This window comes from Geomonas sp. RF6 (assembly GCF_021044625.1).
GTDB lineage: Bacteria > Desulfobacterota > Desulfuromonadia > Geobacterales > Geobacteraceae > RF6.
The window spans coordinates 4,558,270-4,575,964 of record NZ_CP087999.1; the positions used below are offsets into that span (position 1 = coordinate 4,558,270).

The 17,695-nt window shown below is 60.9% G+C and carries 16 protein-coding genes; 10 read left to right on the plus strand and 6 right to left on the minus strand.

Annotated elements, in window-relative coordinates:
- Positions 1-275: 275 nt before the first annotated feature.
- The 4 genes from LPW11_RS19425 to LPW11_RS19440 all read left to right on the plus strand — a co-directional run bounded on the left by LPW11_RS19425 (position 276) and on the right by LPW11_RS19440 (position 5,860).
- A complete protein-coding gene (locus LPW11_RS19425) occupies positions 276-3,599 on the plus strand; it encodes a response regulator (protein ID WP_230995522.1) in 3,324 nt (1,107 codons plus the stop codon).
- Positions 3,586-4,701 carry an HD-GYP domain-containing protein gene (locus LPW11_RS19430; RefSeq protein ID WP_230995523.1) on the plus strand — a complete coding sequence of 372 codons (1,116 nt, stop codon included), beginning with the start codon at positions 3,586-3,588 and terminating at the stop codon, positions 4,699-4,701. Before LPW11_RS19425 ends, LPW11_RS19430 begins: the two co-directional genes overlap by 14 nt.
- Positions 4,702-4,821: 120 nt before the next feature.
- Positions 4,822-5,157 (plus strand): phage holin family protein, encoded by a 336-nt coding sequence (locus tag LPW11_RS19435; RefSeq protein ID WP_230995524.1) that lies wholly within the window; start codon positions 4,822-4,824, stop codon positions 5,155-5,157.
- 280 nt (positions 5,158-5,437) lie between these two features.
- The gene (locus tag LPW11_RS19440; protein ID WP_230995525.1) at positions 5,438-5,860 is read left to right on the plus strand and encodes a fasciclin domain-containing protein; all 423 of its coding nucleotides are present in this window, start codon (positions 5,438-5,440) and stop codon (positions 5,858-5,860) included.
- A gap of 250 nt (positions 5,861-6,110) precedes the next feature.
- Here the strand turns inward: LPW11_RS19440 and LPW11_RS19445 are convergent, their stop codons facing one another.
- The 6 genes from LPW11_RS19445 to LPW11_RS19470 all read right to left on the minus strand — a co-directional run bounded on the left by LPW11_RS19445 (position 6,111) and on the right by LPW11_RS19470 (position 11,877).
- Positions 6,111-7,010, minus strand: coding sequence for a Ppx/GppA phosphatase family protein (locus LPW11_RS19445; protein ID WP_230995526.1), 900 nt, complete (start codon positions 7,008-7,010; stop codon positions 6,111-6,113).
- Positions 6,985-8,679 carry a Na/Pi cotransporter family protein gene (locus LPW11_RS19450; protein ID WP_230995527.1) on the minus strand — a complete coding sequence of 565 codons (1,695 nt, stop codon included), beginning with the start codon at positions 8,677-8,679 and terminating at the stop codon, positions 6,985-6,987. The genes LPW11_RS19445 and LPW11_RS19450 overlap by 26 nt, the downstream gene beginning before the upstream one ends.
- A 142-nt stretch (positions 8,680-8,821) precedes the next feature.
- Positions 8,822-9,115: an HU family DNA-binding protein gene (locus LPW11_RS19455; RefSeq protein ID WP_269145426.1), complete on the minus strand. Its 294-nt coding sequence runs from the start codon at positions 9,113-9,115 to the stop codon at positions 8,822-8,824.
- Between the two features lie 16 nt (positions 9,116-9,131).
- Positions 9,132-10,163: a tetratricopeptide repeat protein gene (locus tag LPW11_RS19460; RefSeq protein WP_230995529.1), complete on the minus strand. Its 1,032-nt coding sequence runs from the start codon at positions 10,161-10,163 to the stop codon at positions 9,132-9,134.
- Between the two features lie 21 nt (positions 10,164-10,184).
- On the minus strand, positions 10,185-11,492 hold the full coding sequence (gene rlmD / locus LPW11_RS19465) for a 23S rRNA (uracil(1939)-C(5))-methyltransferase RlmD (RefSeq protein ID WP_230995530.1): 1,308 nt from the start codon (positions 11,490-11,492) through the stop codon (positions 10,185-10,187).
- Positions 11,485-11,877 carry a hypothetical protein gene (locus LPW11_RS19470; protein ID WP_230995531.1) on the minus strand — a complete coding sequence of 131 codons (393 nt, stop codon included), beginning with the start codon at positions 11,875-11,877 and terminating at the stop codon, positions 11,485-11,487. The genes rlmD and LPW11_RS19470 overlap by 8 nt, the downstream gene beginning before the upstream one ends.
- Before the next feature lie 245 nt (positions 11,878-12,122).
- On the opposite strand from LPW11_RS19470, the gene infA reads away from it, so the two are divergent.
- The 6 genes from infA (at position 12,123) to bioA (ending at position 17,424) form a co-directional block, all read left to right on the plus strand.
- Positions 12,123-12,341, plus strand: a complete 219-nt coding sequence (gene infA, locus LPW11_RS19475; RefSeq protein WP_230995532.1) for a translation initiation factor IF-1 — start codon at positions 12,123-12,125, stop codon at positions 12,339-12,341.
- A gap of 153 nt (positions 12,342-12,494) precedes the next feature.
- Entirely contained in the window at positions 12,495-13,058 is a 564-nt protein-coding gene (efp, locus tag LPW11_RS19480) for an elongation factor P (protein WP_230995533.1), read from the plus strand.
- 2 nt (positions 13,059-13,060) lie between these two features.
- Positions 13,061-13,972, plus strand: a complete 912-nt coding sequence (epmA, locus tag LPW11_RS19485; protein ID WP_230995534.1) for an EF-P lysine aminoacylase EpmA — start codon at positions 13,061-13,063, stop codon at positions 13,970-13,972.
- Between the two features lie 339 nt (positions 13,973-14,311).
- A complete protein-coding gene (bioB, locus tag LPW11_RS19490) occupies positions 14,312-15,298 on the plus strand; it encodes a biotin synthase BioB (RefSeq protein WP_230995535.1) in 987 nt (328 codons plus the stop codon).
- Positions 15,286-16,026, plus strand: coding sequence for a dethiobiotin synthase (gene bioD, locus LPW11_RS19495; RefSeq protein ID WP_230995536.1), 741 nt, complete (start codon positions 15,286-15,288; stop codon positions 16,024-16,026). Before bioB ends, bioD begins: the two co-directional genes overlap by 13 nt.
- Before the next feature lie 33 nt (positions 16,027-16,059).
- Complete coding sequence (gene bioA / locus LPW11_RS19500) at positions 16,060-17,424, plus strand: adenosylmethionine--8-amino-7-oxononanoate transaminase (RefSeq protein WP_230995537.1); 1,365 nt, start codon at positions 16,060-16,062, stop codon at positions 17,422-17,424.
- Positions 17,425-17,695: the final 271 nt, after the last annotated feature.

The window sequence follows — 17,695 nt, forward strand, 5'->3', positions numbered from 1 at the left end:
CCCCGGAATTCCCGGACGAACCTTCGCAAAGGGGGGAACGCCAGGTCTCCTGCAGTGCTTCGTGGAAATGTTCTCCCTGTTTCTCTCTTTCGCGCCAATCCTGAGGAAATATTCACTGTACTATTCCACCCTCTAGCCGATAAGGAACGTAAGCAGGAGAAGAAACTATTGGTATAAGCTAATGCTATTTCTGTTTTTCCTGCCCCGACACAGTGTCGCCTTGCTGTTGTCCCAGTCTTTCAGCTTGTACCCCTTTTATATAAAACGAGCCTCTCATGCATTCCTTGAAAAAAGTGGTGTACCGGACCGGGTGCCTTGTCACCATTGTCGGCCTGTGGGTCGCCCTTCTGCTGCAGATCGACCACGACCGGCGTCAGACCCGCGCTGCAGCTGAAGTCGACGTAAGAAACCTCTCCGGCGCCGTCGCACAGCAGGTAGACAGCACTTTTACGCATCTGGACGCACTCCTTCTCGAGCTGCGCGACGAACATCTGCGCGGCAGCAGCAACTTCACCGATATGCTGAAGTTCCATGCCCGTCACGAGTACTCCGAGCTCATTGTCGAGGCATTGGTGGCGGACAGGTCGGGGAAGGTCCTGCACAGCACCAAGCAGCGCCGCAGCGCGCGTAATCTCGCAAGTGACGAGGCGTTGCGGGTGCATGGCGACAGCCGAAACGATGACCTCTTCATCAGCAAACCGTTCCATGATGCCGAGATTGGTCGCTGGTGCTTCGATCTGAGCCGCAAGCTTTCCGGCCGCGAACCCTCGATGCACGGTGCCGTCGTCCTTACCGTCGATGCAGGATATTTCTGCCGCTACCTCGCCACCCTCGATGTCGGCCCCCGCGGCGTTCTCACCCTTATCGGGAAAGATCGGGTCGTCCGGGCGCGCTCTGCCGGTTTTGGCACGAGGAAGCTGGCCATGGCCCCCCCTGAGCGTCCCTACTTCGACCCGAAAAAGCCCGCTGCCGGCGTGGCGCGCGTGGTAAGCGTCATCGACGGGATTCCCCGGCTGTGCGCGTACCGGCGCCTCGGGCACTACCCTCTCGCTGTGCTTGTGCAACGAGCAGAGGAAGATATCTTCAGCTCCGTCGAAGCGCGCAAGAGCGTCCTTGTGAGCACAGGCATCATCATCTCCGCGATGGTGCTGGCGGGGCTTGCCCTCATCATGTGGCTCGAAAAGAAGCAGGAGCGCCTCTATGCCACCATCTCCAAAAACGAGGAGAAGTTCCGCCTTCTCAGCGACTTCACCACTGACTGGGAATTCTGGGTCGATCCGGAGGGGCAATTCGTCTACTGCTCTCCCTCCTGCCTCGGCATCACCGGCTATCCCGCCGAGGCCTTCTACGAAAGGAAAGAACTGGCCCTCGAGATCGTCAATCCGGAGGATCGCGAGATCCTGCTGCAAAACGTTAGAACCTGCCTCGACAATGCCTCATCCAGTGCGGAGCATGAAATCGAGTTTCGCATCGTCACCCGCAGCGGAGAACCCCGTTGGCTCGGCCACACCTGCCGCCCCGTAATCCTGCAGGACGGAAGCTATGGCGGTGTGCGCGGCTCCAACCGCGACATAACCAGGAAAAAGCTGCTGGAACAGGAACTTATTTCTGCAAAGGATGCAGCCGAGGCTGCCAGCAACGCAAAGACCTCCTTTCTGGCCAACATGAGCCACGAGATCCGCACCCCCATAAATGGGATCATGGGGATGACGGAGCTCTGTCTCGGCACCGAGCTGAACCCGGAGCAGCAGCTTTACCTGAACGCGGTGAAGACTTCCGCAGAAACGCTCAACGCCATAATCGAAGATGTACTCGATTTCTCCAAGATGGAGCTTGGCCGGGTGGAGCTCAACAAGCTTCCCTTCCTGCTGCGAACGACGCTGGGACAGGCGCTGCGCACCCTCGCCCCGAAGGCGTCCGAAAAGGGGCTGGAGCTCCTCTGCGACCCATCGTCGGAGGTTCCCGATGCGCTGGTGGGCGACCCTGGGCGCTTGCGCCAGGTGCTCCTGAACCTGGTGGGTAATGCCATAAAGTTCACCGAGAAGGGGGAGATTCTCCTGAGCGCCTCTGTCGTACAGGAAGGGGAAGACTCCTGCATCCTCTCCTTCAGTGTCCAGGACCGCGGCATCGGCATACCGGAGGCCAAGCTCAGGAGTATCTTCGCCCCCTTCGAACAGGGGGACCTCTCCACCACAAAGTCCTACTCCGGCACCGGACTCGGCCTTTCCCTCTGCAATCGCCTGGTTAAGCTCATGCAGGGAGAGCTCACGGTCACGAGCAAGGAAGGGGAAGGAAGTACCTTCACCTTCACCGCGGCTTTCGGCCTCCAGCAGGTCCAGCAAAAGCCCGCACCGGCAGTTCCGCTCGCCGGCCGCCGCGCCCTCGTGGTGGACGACATCATCGTCAATCGCAGCATGCTCGCCCACTTCCTTTCCCGCTGGGGGATCGAAGTGGAAGTAGCCCACGATGCCTCCGAGGCGTTGCAGAAGCTCGAGGAGTCCCTTCCCTCGGCACCCTTTGATTTCGCACTTCTTGACGTACAGATGCCGGGGTGCGACGGGTGGCAGCTGGTGAAGACAATCCGCAGCAACCGCTCCTACGACGCCGTCCGCTGCATCCTCATGCCGAGCGTCGGCGTGCGCGGCGACTCCCAGCGCTGCCGCGCCCTGAACGTCGATGCTTACCTCACGAAGCCGGTGGTGCACGGTGAGCTGCACGAGCTCCTGCTGAAGCTCATGGCCTCCCCTCCTGCCCTGCGCGACTCCGAGGGGCCTGTAACGAGGCACACGGTGCAGGAGGACCGGGGGCGCCTGCGCGTTCTCGTCGCGGAGGATGTGGCGATAAACCAGACCCTCATCGAGACGATCCTCACGCGTCAGGGGCACATGGTGACGATCGTCGGAAACGGCGAAGAGGCTGTCAGCGTGTGGAAGAACGAGGGGGACTTCGATCTCGTCCTCATGGACGTGCAGATGCCGGTCATGGACGGGCTGCAGGCGACGCGCGCCATCAGGGAGCTGGAGAGCGGAGGGCCGGTGCGCACCCCCATTGTGGCCATGACCGCCTATGTGCTGAAAGAGGACCGGGAAAAGTGCCGGGCCGCGGGGATGGACGACTACCTCAGCAAACCGTTCAAGGCCCAGGAGGTGATGGGGGTGCTGGACCGCATAACCGGACGCCGCCAGCCTCTTCCCTCACCGGAGTCAAAGAGGCTTCCGGAGAAGGAGGAGAACGGTGGCGCCGGTACTGTCCTTTTCAACCGCAATGCTTTCCTGGAGCGGATCGGAGGTCACACGGAGCTCGTCGCCGAATTCGTCACCCTTTTCCTGGAAACGGTGGATGAAGGTTTCAGCGATCTGGACACGGCGCTTGCGGCGGGAAACTGTGAGGCAGCACGAAAGGTCGCCCACAAGTTCAAGGGCGTGACAGGGAATATCGGCGCAGAGCAGATGTTCGCGCTGGCGGAGGAAATGGAGCGACTGGCCCGCTCAGGCGATCTCGGCGGCTTGCAGCAGAAGGCGGCCGCGTTCAGGGAGAATTTCGTGCTCTTCAGGGAGGCCACGGCCCAGGAGAAGGAGATGGCAGATGAACATGTTTGATTCGGTGACGGTCCTCGCCGTCGACGACGTGGAGATGAACCTGAGGATGGTGAAGCTCATCCTGCAGGACCTCGGTCAATTCGTCTTCATCGGCGCGCACAACGGGGTGGAGGCTCTCGCCGCACTGGAGCGATCCCCGGACGTGGACATCGTACTCCTCGATCTCGACATGCCCGTCATGGACGGATTTGAGACGCTGCGCCAGATAAAGGGGAATGAGCACCTGCGGGAGATACCTGTCATCGTCATCACCTCCGACAAGTCGGAAGTGCTGCGCACGCTGGGGATGGGGGCGAACGACTTCATGGCACGCCCGTACAACCCGGAGGAGCTGAAGCTGAGGGTGATGAACCATCTGCGCAGCAAGAAGCTCTCGGACCTTTCCCACGACATGAACAACATCCTGGAGGGGGAGGTCATCAAGAAGACCTCCGCCCTGAAAGGAGCGCTGGAGCAGTCGCAGCGCGCCGAATTCGAGATCTCGCTGAGGCTTGGGCGCGCGGCGGAATTCCGCGATCTGGAGACCGGGATGCACATCCAGCGCGTGAGCGAGATGAGCAAGGAGCTGGCGCGGCTGGCGGGGCTTCCCGCGGAGGAATGCGACCTCCTGCGCCATGCGGCGCCGCTGCACGATGTAGGGAAGATCGGGATTCCGGACCGCATCCTCCTGAAACCGGGGCGCCTGGACGACTCCGAGACGAAGATCATGCAGCTCCATACCGAGATCGGAGGGAAGATCCTCTCCGAGTCGCAAAACTTCCCGGTGCTGAAAGCGGGTCAGATCATCGCCCTGCAGCACCACGAGAAGTGGGACGGCAGCGGCTACCCGAGAGGGATGTCCGGCACCGACATCCACATCTATGGCCGCATCGTCATGGTGGTGGACATCTTCGACGCCCTGACCTCCGAGCGTCCGTACAAGAAGGCGTTCAGCATCGAGAAGACCCTTCAGATCATGGAGGAAGGGGACGGCGTCTTCTTCGACCCGACGCTCCTGCGCCATTTCCTGGACAACCTGTCGATCTTTACCGACATCAAGCAGGAGTACAGCGACGATGCGGCGGGCTCCCCGTCGGTCCTGGAGCTTCTAGCCATGACGTGACAAGGTGAGACCATCTCCGGATCGGGGACGACGTACTCCAGCGCGCTGCACCCGGCGTGAATGCAGGTAAAATTGTGGTATGTGCAGCGTTTTCAGGCAGGGACGTCGTAGGAGGTAAGGATGTCCTTTTTGATTCGGTGGCTCATATCCGCTCTTGCCATCATCATCACTGCGTATCTCCTGCCGGGGGTGCGCCTGTCGGGGATCTCCGCGGCGCTTCTGGCCGCACTGATCCTCGGGCTGGTGAACACCTTCATCCGGCCGCTCCTCCTTCTTCTCACCCTTCCCCTCAACATCCTCACGCTCGGGCTGCTGACCTTCGTCATCAACGCACTTCTCATCATGCTGACCAGCGCCATCGTCCCCGGCTTCAAGGTTGAAGGGTTCATCTGGGCTCTCCTCTTCAGCCTGGTCCTCTCCCTGGTGAGCTTCATGCTGGGGATCATTGCCATGTAGACCCCCCTCCCGCACGCCGTCATCGCCTTCGCTCCCGCGTTCTTCTCCTCACAAAAAGGCTAAGCAGCCGTACGCGCCATTGAATTAGTCGACGCTAATTCTGTATCTTCGGCAAGAATTGGCGCCTCCGTCTGTATTTGATAGAGTCCAGTATCACCTTGACTATTATTTTTGACGTGCCTAAACTTGTGTTAAATCCTGGGATACATAAATTTCGATACGAAAGACAGATTGATGGTGGGCAGGATTCACTCCTTAGGTGGGAGATAGGAGGCAGGCCATGAAGGACATTCTTGAAACCCTCACTGAAGACGGTTCTTTCAGTACGCTGATCGCGGCATTGAATACTACCGGACTAGCGGACAAGCTGAAGGAGGCAGGACCTTTCACCTTTTTTGCACCGAACGACGAGGCGTTCCGGCGCGTGAATGTGGACGAGATGGCGCGGGACAAAGGGACTTTTACCAATATCCTCCTGTACCACCTCATGACCGGGAAGATGATGAGCTCAGATATCGGCGCCCACGAATCGCTTTACACCGAATGCGGCAAGTCCCTCACGGTGCATCTTGAGGAAGGGCGTCCCGTCATCGATAACGCGAAGTATGTGCGGCCCGATGTGGAATGCTCCAACGGTGTCATCCACGTCATCGACAACGTCTTCCTCCCTCAGTTCTCCGGCTGGTACTGCGGCTGCTGCTGACTCTTCCGGGGGGGGGGCGAACACCCCCCTCTCTTCCGACTCTTCCGACTCTTCCGACTCTTCCGACTCTTCCGACTCTTCCGACTCTTCCGACTCTTCCGACTGGTCCGACTGGTCCGACTGGTCCGACTGGTCCGACTGGTCCGACTGGTCCGACTGGTCCGACTGGTCCGACTGGTCCGACTGGTCCGACTGGTCCGACTGGTCCGACTGGTCTGACTGGTCTGACTGGTCTGACTGGTGTAGGGGCTCACATGCTGAGAATGAGTCCCTCCAGGAGTCCATAGTCGCTGACGGTAAGGGAAGGGAAACCGAAGCTGCGCATCGTCTCCAGCACCACGAGGAGCCCTGCGACCACCAGGTCCTCACGTCCCGGCTCCAGTCCCGGCACCTGCAAGCGCTCCTGCGGCGTCAGCGGGAGAAGCCGCTCGTAGATCGCCTCCACATCTCCTATCCCCAGGACAAAGTTGTTGAGCCGACGGTAATCGTAGTCCGTCATCCCGATCTGGATTGCGGCAAGGGTCGTCGGCGTGCCTGCGGTACCGACCAGCGTCGCGGAGGTCGCCGCTTCCAGCACCCCTTCCCTTTCCAGCTCGCTGCGCAGCCCTGCAAGCTCCCGCGAGACCTTCTCCAGCATCTGGGCGCTCCCCTCCTTCCCCTCCGTGAGGCGCACGACCCCCACTGGCAAACTTCGGGAGAAGATCGGGACACCGCCGCGGGAGAGGGTGTACTCGGTGCTGCCACCGCCAAGGTCGAAAACGAAGAGATCGCCGCTGCACTCCACCACCGAGCAGACCCCCTTCAGCGTGAGGAGCGCTTCCTCGGTCCCGTCGATCACCTCCAGCGAGATGCCGGTTTCCGCTGCGACCCGCTCGCAGAAGGCGGCGCCGTTCGCTGCGTCGCGCACCGCGCTCGTCGCCACCCCTCGCACTTTTTTCACGCCGTGGGCAGCCATCTCCGCAGCGAATCGCCGCAGCGTCTGCAGAGAGCGCTCCTGTGCCTCCGCGGAGAGCCCGAACTCGCGGGTGAATCCGCCGCCGAGGCGGGTGATTTGCCGAATCAGGTGAAGCTGGCGGAAGGGATCTGTTGCTGCAATCAGAAGGCGCGCGCTGTTGGTTCCAAGATCAATCGCGGCTATGGGATGAGACATCGGTGAGACCTCTTTTCTGGTTGATAAGGCTGAAGGACAACTGGGCAATCTTGCTGAAGGCGGCGATCATGTCGCCGTAGAGAAGACCGGCGACGACGGTGCACCTCCCCGCTTTGAGCCGCTGCATATGGCTCTTTTGCAGAGCTTCCTCGAGGGCGGCGAGCTCCATTTTCAGCTCGGTGTGCGATTCAAGGCTGTCTTCCAGAAGGACCCGCTCCGCAAGGAAGAGCGCGTCCCCCGCTTTGTTGGCGAATTCGATGAGTTCCCCCATCGCCGAGCCGGAGAAGTGGAGGCGTTCCTCCTTTTTGCGCAACAGGTAGTCGATGAGATCCTCGCACTCGTCCCCTATGAGCTCCACGTCGTTCACGAGCTGCAGCATGGTAGGGATCTCCACCGCCCGCTCGGGACCGAGCGGCTCGCGCGACACCGCGATGAGAAAGTGCGAGATGTCCCGGTGCAGCACGTCGAGAACGACCTCCTTCTCCTTCAGGTTTGCTGCAAGCTTCGGATCGAAATCGTGAAACTGGGAGACCAGCTCCCGGTACGTCGTCGCCGCGATCTGCACCATGCGCCCAAGCTCGTTCCACGCCTGCGCCAGCGCGATCGTCGGGGTCTTGATGACCCTGTTGTCGATGAAGCGGGGGCGCGCCTCGTGGTCGGAGCGCCTGGTTGGGAGAAAGGCGTCGGCACTGCGTGCGAAAAAACCGATCAGCGGAAGAAAAAGGACCGCGGTGGCGAGGCTGAAGATCGTGTGGGCGTTTGCCAGGTGCCGAGCTACGTAGGGGCGCAGGGTGAAACTCAGGAGATCGAGGGACTCCGACGGGATCTTCAGCTCCAGGGCGTCGCCGGGGGAAACGAGACGCACAGCCCGCACAAAGAGGGGGAAAAAGACGAGTGCGAGCGCGATGGCGATGCTGTTGATCACGAAGTACAGGATGACGGTGCGCTTGGCGGTGCTGCTTCCGCCGAGGGAGGCGATGATGGGGATCACGGAAGCGCCGGCGACCTCGCCGAGCACCATGGCGATGGCGGCCTCGTAGGAGATGGCGCCGCCGGAGGCAAGGGCGATGACGAGGCCCAGCGCCGCACTGCCGGACTGCGTCACGAAGGTGATGAGTGCGCCGGAGAGGACGGCGAAGAAGCGGACGGAGAGGAGATTTCTGCGCACCTCCGTAAAGAGAGCGCTCTCGCGCAGCGGCAGGCATGCACCTTCCATCATGGCAAGACCGAAGAAGACGAGTCCGGCCCCAAGGAGGAGCCGTCCGATATAGGTGAGTCTCCTGCTGCGGGAAAAGAAAGAGAGCGCCACCCCGAGGGTGATCGCAGGGAGTGCCAGGGTGCTCACCCTGAAGGCGATGAACTGAATGGCGATGGAGGTGCCGATGCTCGTCCCGAGAAGGACGCCGAGAGCCTGGTACAGGGAGAGGAGACCGGCGTTTACGAAGCCGACAACCAGAATGGAGGCGGCGCTTCCAGATTGCAGCAGGGACGCGAGGCAGCTTCCGAGCAGCGGGGCTGTCAGCCGGTTCGCGGTACCCCTTTCGAGAAGACGCCGGAGACGCTCGCCGGTCGCTTTTTGCAGACCCTCCGACAGCGTCCGCATGCCGAGGATGAACAAAGCGAGCCCGCCCAGCGCCTCGGTGATGTAGGACCAGGGGATGGTAGGCATGATTTAGTCAGCGTTGTGCTTGCGGCGCTATGGGCCGCCTCCTTCAGGCGGCGCCAGCCCGTGCACCTTGTGGAACGCCAGAATCAGCATACACCGAAAGATGGGAGTAAAGTGGCAAAAACGGGACGGTACGGGAAAGCGGCTAGTATCCCGAGACCTTTTCCTTCAGCTCCTTGCCGACCTTGAAAAAGGGGAGCTTCTTTTCTCGTACCGATATGGACTCGCCTGTCTTCGGGTTCCTGCCGGTGTACGCATCGTACGCCTTCACTACGAAGCTGCCGAAACCTCTGATCTCTATGCGGTCGCCGCTGAGGAGGGCGTCGGTCATCGATGCGAAGATGGCATTGACAACTTCTTCCGCTTTCTTAAATGAAAGCCCCTTCTTGGCAGCAAGAGATTCAATAAGCTCCGATTTGTTCATCGTCCCTACCTCCAGAAAACGTGTAATTTCCTCAGCAGCAACCTTTCAGATATCGTTTGGCGACAAATTGCGCTTCCTGACCACGTCCCAGCTCGTTCAGAAGGGGCACGATCCTCTCCGCGGCGGACTTCGCCATGGTGGGGATGGTGAGTGACTCCGACCACTGGGCCAGCGCAGCCTCGTGGTCGCCGGAACCGGCGTGTACATCTCCGATCATCAGGCTGGCCTGGTCGGTGAGGATGTCGAGCTCCAGCATGCGCTGCAAAATGGAAAGCGCTTCCGGAAATTGTTCGCCTGTCATGGCCAGCTGAACCAGGGACAGATAACACAGTGGATTCGTGGGGTTGGCCGCCAGCGCCCGATCGAGCAGATCCTTGCATTCCCCCAGGCGGCCGGCTCTGAACATTATAAGAGCAAGCTCGTACATTACAACGTCGCTGGCGGAATTCCTGTGTAATTCTTGAAGGATCGGGAACGCGTCGCGGTCGTTACCGTCGTGGATCAGCAGGTACGCCTCTGCAAATTCCTTTCCCAGTGCAGAGTATCGGGTCGGCAGATCGCCCGGCAGCGGCTGGACGAGGAGGTGGAAGGTATCCTCGGCAGAGAGACCCATCGGTGCAACGTCTTGAATTTCCTCATGTTCGGAGCCGTGACCCTTGCAGGAAGAGCACCCTCCGGCGTGGCCGGCATGGTGATTATGATTATTACTTAATGGCTCCGCCTTCACTTTCTGCAGACCCTTCAGCTTTTTTTCAGCGATTTCCCTTATTTCCGCGTCATGTGCCAGTTGAAGCGCGAGGTTGAAATACTCCTGTGCCTTCGCGGGCTCCCCACCGTTCAGGGCACCATCCCCTTCTATGAGGTTCAGCTGCGCCAGGCGGTTCCCCGTCTCCTGCAGCCGCCCCTCGATCTCGGCGCGCTCACCCTGAGCATCGGCGGGACACCTTTCCAGCGCGTCCTGAAAGGAGCAGCGGGCGTCGGCGTAACGCTCCTGCGAGAGGAACTTCTCCCCCTGGGTCATATAGTGGCGGTAGTCCTTCTTGAATAGCTTCCCTAGAAACATGCTGTGCCCCGTGTAGTGGATTCAGTGCCGGCGCTTCAGAAGCGTGGCACTCTCAAGGTGATACGTCTGCGGAAACATGTCCACCGGCTGGGAGCGCTCCACCGTGTAGCCGTTGTCGGAGAGGATGCGCAGGTCGCGGGCCAGGGTGGGAGGATCGCAGGAGACGTAGATGATGGTTGGAGCCCCGAGCCCGGCGATCTCTGCGGCGCCTGCTGCGCCGCTGCGTGGCGGGTCGAGGATGATGAGGTCGAAATTTTCCTCTTCCGAGAGGAATCGCCTTACCGCTTTGGCCGCGTCCAGCACCATGAAAGTCGCGTTGCCGATGCCGTTTCGCTGGGCATTCTTGCGGGCGTCGGCCACGGAGGGTGCGTGACCCTCGACTCCGATGACCTCAGCCACGTATCGCGCCAGGGGAACGGAGAAATTCCCGTTGCCGCAGTACAGGTCGAGAAGTCGCTCGCTGCCGGTGAAGGCGCCCCACTCCCACACGGTGCGCAGGAGCTGCAGGTTCTGCCCGTAGTTCACCTGCGAAAAGCCGCCGCGGGCGAAGGAAAGGGATGTTTCAGGAAGAGCGGGGAGAAACCCCTGCGGCACCGTGTAGGAAAGCTCCTCGATACCGAACACCTTGCGGGCCCCTCCGCGCAGGAACAGGCCGGTGACGGAAGGGAGCTCCTCCCGCGCCTTCAGGAGGGCGTCTGCCAGTCCCCCCTCGGAGGCGGCGGAGCCGTGCAGGATGGCGATCGTCGCTCCGTCGCTCCCGGTGGCGATGTCGATACCGGTCACCCCTACCCTCTCGGGGAGCCGGCTTATTACCTTGCGCAGCTCCAGCGCAGCATCGTTCAAGGGCTTGTCGCTGATGGCGCACCCCATCGGGGCGTCGACAACCTCGTGGCTGCTCCCACGGAAGAAGCCGAGGTAGGTCTCGCTCCCCCGGGTCGCGAGCTTCAGCTGGATCCGGGAGCGGTAGCCGTACTGCCGCTGCGATCCGACTGTCGGGAGGACCACCTCCCCCTCGATCCCACCGAGGCGCCTCAGGGTGTCGGCAAAGATTTCCGTCTTTTGTGCCAGCTGCTCCTGATAGGAGACGTGCTGCCAGTTGCAGCCGCCGCAGTCGCCGAAGATCGGGCACGGGGGCTCCACCCGGCAAGGGGCGGGAACGACGATGGAGGAAAGACCCGCCTCCATGTACGACTTCTTCTCCCGCGCCACAGTCACTGCGACCTCGTCGCCGGGGGCGCTGAAGGGGACGAAGCACGCCTTCCCCTCGATCCTCCCGAGACCGGCGCCGCCGTAGCAGAGCTTTTCGATCCTTATCTTCTGCTCAGGCATTGGAGAGCATCGGCATGAGGTGCCGCCTCGGGCGCAACGCCTTCCCAAGCTCCGAGTGCACGAGCCTCTTGGGAAACTCCGCGGTCTCGAAGTAGCGAAGCGCGGTGGCGCTGAAGCTTTCGACAAGCTTTTGCACGCACTCCTCCACCCCGGCGGTCGGCACTCCCATCTGCTCCTCTACCCGCTGGTACGCCACGACGGAGCCGATCTTTGCAACGGCATCCTTGAAGGACGCTTCGTCGGCAAACATCTCGGGAGTGACGGCGACGTCGCAGCGCACTTCCAGCCGCACCTGGTGATAGTCGCCGAAGTAGCGGCGCGCCTTGTGGGTGAATCGCACGGTAATTCCGTTTGCGAGGGTTATTTCGTGTGCAGCTTTATTCATGCCTGGTAGTATCCTTGGAAAATGGTGCAGGTCCTCCGGAGCGAGCGGAACCGTTCGGCGCCCCGCGTTCATTAGCGCCTCCGGAAAATCACCACCGTTTTAACATGTTATAGATATTCTGTAAATAGGCATAAGGAATAATAAAAACGGAGATTGGAGAGAAAACCGTTTGCCTTTTTTAAAACATTTTTGTAAAGTGTATGGTTGTTATGAAATAGACGCCACACAAAGGGGCAGGAGTTAAAATGAGCAAGGAAGAAGCTATAGAGGTAGAAGGAACGGTCATCGAGCCGCTTCCGAACGCGATGTTCAAGGTGAAGCTGGAGAACGACCACATGGTACTGGCGCACATTTCCGGTAAAATGCGGAAATTCTTCATCAAGATCCTTCCGGGAGACAAGGTGACCGTGGAGCTTTCCCCGTACGACCTGACCCGTGGCCGCATAACCTATCGCGCCAAATAACCCTCCAGAGCATAGACCACCTGGCAGACCGCAGGCAATTCAATCCGCTTACTTTCCAACTTCGGATATGATGGAATATGGACGGCACCTCTGCGACCGGCGCGGGCTGCCGTGTAATTCTCTAAAAAACCACGACTAACAAGGAATAGCTACATGTACACTGCTGCAGATCTCAGAAAAGGGTTGAAGATTACCATCGACAACGAGCCGTATATCATCACCGCCTTTGACTTCTCGAAGCCGGGCAAGGGCCAGGCGCTCTACCGCACGAAGCTGAAGAACATGATGACCGGCCTTACCATGGACCGCACCTACCGTTCTGGCGAGACCTTCGAGCCGGCTCACCTGGAAGATCGCAAGATGCAGTACCTCTACAAAGAAGAGGAGCACTACTGCTTTATGGACAACGAGACCTTCGAGCAGATCCACATGGGTGAAGACGTGCTCGGCGACGCCAAGAACTACCTGATCGACAACCTCCCGGTCGATGTTCTCCTCTTCAGGGAAAAGGCGATCGGCATCGAGCTCCCGAACTTCGTGACGCTGCGCGTCGTGGAGACCCTCCCGTGGGTTAAGGGCGACACCTCCGGCAGCGACTCCAAGCCGGCTACGGTTGAGACCGGCTACGTGCTGCGCGTCCCCCCCTTCATTGAGGAAAATGAGCTCATCGTCATCGACACCCGTACCGGCGAGTACTCCACGAGGGTGAAAGGGTAGAAATGACAGGAAACTGGGCGCTCTCCCGGCGGCGCAACGCGCTTGCCGGGAGGTGCGCCATCTTGCAAAGAGTCAGGAACTTTTTTTTGCAAAAGGGGTATCTCGAAGTTGAGACCCCTTTTCGCATTCCTGCGCCTGCACCGGAGGCGCAAATCGACGCCATCCCCTCCGCAGGGTGGTTCCTCCAGACCTCCCCCGAGCTGTGCATGAAGCGCCTTCTCGCCGCCGGGTACCCTCGCCTCTTCCAGATCTGCCGCTGCTGGCGCGACGGCGAGCGCGGCACCTTGCACCTGAACGAATTCACCATGCTGGAATGGTACGCTGCCGACGCGGACTACCTCGACCTGATGGAGGAATGCGAGGCGCTGGTGCGCGCGGCGGCGGGCGCGGAGAGTATCGTCTACCGCGGCGCGACGGTCGACCTCAGCGGGCGCTGGGAGAGAATCAGCGTGGCGGAGGCCTTTCGCCGCTACACCGATGTGAGTGCCTCTGAGGCGCTGGAGCGGGGGCTCTTCGACGAGCTTATGGTGGAGCGGATAGAGCCGCAGCTCGGGTTCGGATCCCCCACCTTCATCTACGACTACCCAGCCAGCCGCGGGGCGCTCGCCCGCCTGAAGGCAGGGGAGCCGGAGGTCGCGGAGCGCTTCGAGCTGTACATCGCAGGGGTGGAGATTGCCAATGCCTTTTCCGAGCTCACCGATGCAAAGGAGCAGCGGGAGCGTTTCGTGGCGGAAGCAGCGCTGCGTGGAGCAGAGGGAAAGACGGTGTACCCGCTGCCGGAAAGATTTCTGCAGGAGCTCCCCGATATGCCGCAGTCGGCAGGGATCGCGCTGGGTCTCGACAGGCTGGTGATGACGATTCTTGATGCGGAGAGGATTGACGACGTCGTGGCATTTACGCAGGAAGAGCTGTAGATAGATCGGCTCTTTAGGGAAATTAAGGGAATGGTCACCCCTCAAGGAACGCGAGGCCTCACGTTCCCCCCTTTGCGAAGGTTCATCCGGGAATTCCGGGGAAGCGTGGGTACATTGCCACGAAGCACTGCAGAAGGCATAACGTTCCCCCCTTTGCGAAGGGGGGGGGATTTTACGTCTCCTGCGGTGCTTCGTGGAATGTAAGACCCGTGCCGCGGAATCCTGGATTAACCTTCCTTTACCCTCAGCTCCGGCCCCTTCAGTTGTCAACCACATCTCTTCACATTAGGTTGACAAGTCTCCGTCGCCCATGATAAATCACCCGGCAGGAGGATTTAAATGGAAGACTTTATCAGCAGGGCCACGCAGCGCATCCTCAAGGGGGGCGAGATTTCTTTCGAGGAGGCGGTCGCGCTCTCCGAGGTGCACGGTTCCCAGGTTTTTGATCTTTTCCGCGGCGCCAGCCGCATCAAGGAGCACTTTGTCGGCAACACCGTCCATCTCTGCTCCATAATCAACGCCAAATCCGGCCGCTGCGCCGAGGATTGCGCTTTCTGCGCGCAGTCAGCCCACCACAAGACCGATGCGCCGGTTTACCCCCTCGTCGAGGAGGAGCGCATGGTGCAGTCGGCCCGCGCCGCCGAAGCGAACGGCTCCGCATGCTTCGGCATCATCACGAGCGGCACCACCATCGCCGGGAAGGAACTGGACCAGGTCCTCTCCGCCCTGCGCCGCATCCGCAGCGAGACCTCCATTTTTCCTTCCTGCTCGCTCGGCATCATCGACGTGGAGACCGCCCAGGCGCTGAAGGACGCGGGGATGGAAACGTACCACCACAACCTCGAGACCGCGGAAAGCTTCTTCCCCTCGATCTGTTCGACCCACCCCTATTCCGATGACGTGGAAACTGTGCGCGCTGTAAAGAGCGTCGGGCTCAAGGTCTGCTCCGGCGGGATCTTCGGCATGGGCGAGACCGCGGCGCAGCGCGTGGAGATGGCATTTACGCTGAAGGAGCTCGACGTCGACTCCGTCCCCCTGAACTTCCTGAACCCCATCGAGGGGACCCGCCTTGCCGGCGCCTCGCACATCAGCGCCCTGGACTGCCTGAAGACCATCGCGATCTACCGCATGATCCTCCCTGGAAAGAGAATCACCGTCTGCGGCGGCAGGGAGAAGAACCTGAGGGACCTGCAGTCCTGGATCTTCTTCGCCGGCGCCAACGGCACCATGATCGGGAACTACCTCACCACGCTTGGACGCTCTGTCGATACCGATCGCCAGATGTTCTCCGACCTCGGGCTGGAGACGGTACTGTGCGAACATTAGCAGGGAGCGGTTCCGGGCGCGGTATCTTCATTACCGGCACGGACACCGGCATCGGCAAGAGCATCGTGTCGGCCACGCTGGCGCGACTGCTGCACCTTTCAGGCATCTCGGTTGGAGTGATGAAGCCGGTTACCAGCGGCTGCGAGGAGCGCGCTGGCGCCCTCGTATCACTTGATGCCGGGCTCCTCTGCTGGGGTGCGGGGATTCCCCTCACCTCGGACTCAGCGCCGTACCTGGCGAAAGCGCCACTTGCCCCTTCCGTTGCAGCGACACTGGACGGCATCACCATAGAGCCGGCTGTCATAGCCGCCGCCTATGAGAGGCTGAGTGCACAGTACGATTTCGTGATCGTGGAGGGCGCAGGGGGGCTGATGGTCCCGATAAACCGCTCGTTTCTGATGTCGGACCTCGCAAGGATGCTTCAGCTCCCGCTCCTGGTCGTTGCGCGCCCCAATCTCGGCACCGTCAACCACACCCTTCTCACCACCTATAGCGCGTCGCAACTTGGGCTCGACGTCGCCGGCGTCGTCATAAACCGCTTCCCTGCCGCCCCCGATCAGGCAGAGCAGACGGCGGCCCCGCTCATCGCGGAACTCTCCACGGCACCCTTACTCGGCGTCTTCCCTGCTGTCGCAGGGGGGGATGACCGCGAGGTGGTGGAACAGCTGGCAGGAAAGCTGGCAGGGAAACCGGAGACGGAAAGGCTTCTTGCCGCCCTCCTCGCATAGCCGAACCGGTACCCCCTCATAAGGAAATAGGACATGGCACACGAGTTCGATACCGCCACCCTGAGAAAATACGACAGCGACTACGTCTGGCACCCCTTCACCCAGATGAGCGAGTGGGAAAGCGCCGACAACCTGGTCATCACCCGCGGCGAGGGGTCCTACCTCATCGATTCCGATGGCAACCGCTATCTCGACGGCGTCGCCGCCATCTGGACGAATGTGCACGGCCACTGCAAAAAGGAGATCAACGAGGCGATAAAGGCTCAGGTCGACCGCCTCGAGCACTCCACCCTCCTCGGGCTGGCGAGCGAGCAGGCGGCGGTCCTGGCGAAGCGGCTGGTGGAGATCCTCCCCGACGGCCTGTGCAAGGTCTTTTACTCCGACAACGGCTCGACCGCCATGGAGATCGCGGTGAAGATGGCCTTTCAGTACCAGATGCTGACCGGCCAGCGCGAGCGCACCCGCTTCATCTCTTTCGCCAACGCCTACCATGGCGACACCGTCGGTGCCATGAGCGTGGGCGGGATCGATCTGTACCACGAGGTCTACTCCCCCCTTCTCTTCCCGACCATCAAGGCCCCCTCCCCCTACTGCTATCGGTGCACCCTCTGCGAGGAGCGTGACTCCTCCACCTGCGGCATGCTCTGCCTGCAGGAACTGGAGCGCCTGATGGAGTCGCACGCCCATGAACTCGCGGGGCTGGTCATAGAGCCGCTGGTGCAGGGGGCGGGAGGGATGATCGTGCAGCCCCCCGGATTCCTGAAAGGTGTCAGGGAGCTTTGCGACCGGTTCGGGGTCCTCATGCTCGCCGACGAGGTCGCCGTAGGGTTCGGGCGCACCGGCGCCATGTTCGCCTGCCAGAAGGAAGGGGTAACACCCGACATCATGGCGCTCTCCAAAGGGATCAGCGCAGGATATCTGCCGCTCGCGGTTACCGTGACCACCAAAAGGGTGTACGACGCTTTCCTCGGCTCCTACGCCGAGATGAAAACCTTCTTCCACGGCCACACCTTTACCGGAAATTCGATCGCCTGCGCCGCAGCTCTCGCGAGCCTCGACCTTTTCGCCTCGGAGCGGCTGCTGGAGAGCCTCCCGCAAAAGATCGCGTACATTTCGGAGCGGCTGCAGGGACTCGCGGGGCTGCCGCACGTCGGGGATGTGAGGCAGGAAGGGATGATCGGCGGAATCGAGCTGGTGCGGGACAAGGAGAGCCGTGAGCCGTATCACTGGGAGGAGCGGGTCGGGGTGCAGGTGTGCCTCGAGGCGCGCAAACACGGTCTCTTCCTGCGGCCGCTGGGGAATATCATTGTCGTCTTCCCGCCGCTTTCTATTTCTATGGAGGAGTTGAAGATCCTTATGGATGGGATAGAGGCTTCCATTGTGGCCATAACGGAGTAGCAGAAGGATCGGGTCCTGGCGCTGCGGTCTCCTGTAGCAGCGTGGCCTCTGTAGATTACGCGGCTGCCGCCGCGGGACAGGCTGGGAAGCCTATCCTCCAGCGCGGGTTGTTCGTCTCCACTCCCGGCTACCCGTTTCCCGGCACCGACCTGCGTTGCCCCGGCGCTGGAGCGCAGGCATCTTGCCTGCGTTGGCGGCGCAAGCCGCTGCCCCTACATCCCACGCCCCTATCGTTGCAGCTCTCTAATACTTCATGTCATGCCTCTTTGTA

Bases quoted from the DNA above. Each gene is read 5' to 3' on its own strand.
- LPW11_RS19425 (WP_230995522.1), top strand. From the start codon at position 276: ATGCATTCCTTGAAAAAAGTGGTGTACCGGACCGGGTGCCTTGTCACC.
- LPW11_RS19430 (WP_230995523.1), top strand. From the start codon at position 3,586: ATGAACATGTTTGATTCGGTGACGGTCCTCGCCGTCGACGACGTGGAG.
- LPW11_RS19435 (WP_230995524.1), top strand. From the start codon at position 4,822: ATGTCCTTTTTGATTCGGTGGCTCATATCCGCTCTTGCCATCATCATC.
- LPW11_RS19440 (WP_230995525.1), top strand. From the start codon at position 5,438: ATGAAGGACATTCTTGAAACCCTCACTGAAGACGGTTCTTTCAGTACG.
- LPW11_RS19445 (WP_230995526.1), bottom strand. From the start codon at position 7,010: ATGTCTCATCCCATAGCCGCGATTGATCTTGGAACCAACAGCGCGCGC.
- LPW11_RS19450 (WP_230995527.1), bottom strand. From the start codon at position 8,679: ATGCCTACCATCCCCTGGTCCTACATCACCGAGGCGCTGGGCGGGCTC.
- LPW11_RS19460 (WP_230995529.1), bottom strand. From the start codon at position 10,163: ATGTTTCTAGGGAAGCTATTCAAGAAGGACTACCGCCACTATATGACC.
- rlmD (WP_230995530.1), bottom strand. From the start codon at position 11,492: ATGCCTGAGCAGAAGATAAGGATCGAAAAGCTCTGCTACGGCGGCGCC.
- LPW11_RS19470 (WP_230995531.1), bottom strand. From the start codon at position 11,877: ATGAATAAAGCTGCACACGAAATAACCCTCGCAAACGGAATTACCGTG.
- infA (WP_230995532.1), top strand. From the start codon at position 12,123: ATGAGCAAGGAAGAAGCTATAGAGGTAGAAGGAACGGTCATCGAGCCG.
- efp (WP_230995533.1), top strand. From the start codon at position 12,495: ATGTACACTGCTGCAGATCTCAGAAAAGGGTTGAAGATTACCATCGAC.
- epmA (WP_230995534.1), top strand. From the start codon at position 13,061: ATGACAGGAAACTGGGCGCTCTCCCGGCGGCGCAACGCGCTTGCCGGG.
- bioB (WP_230995535.1), top strand. From the start codon at position 14,312: ATGGAAGACTTTATCAGCAGGGCCACGCAGCGCATCCTCAAGGGGGGC.
- bioA (WP_230995537.1), top strand. From the start codon at position 16,060: ATGGCACACGAGTTCGATACCGCCACCCTGAGAAAATACGACAGCGAC.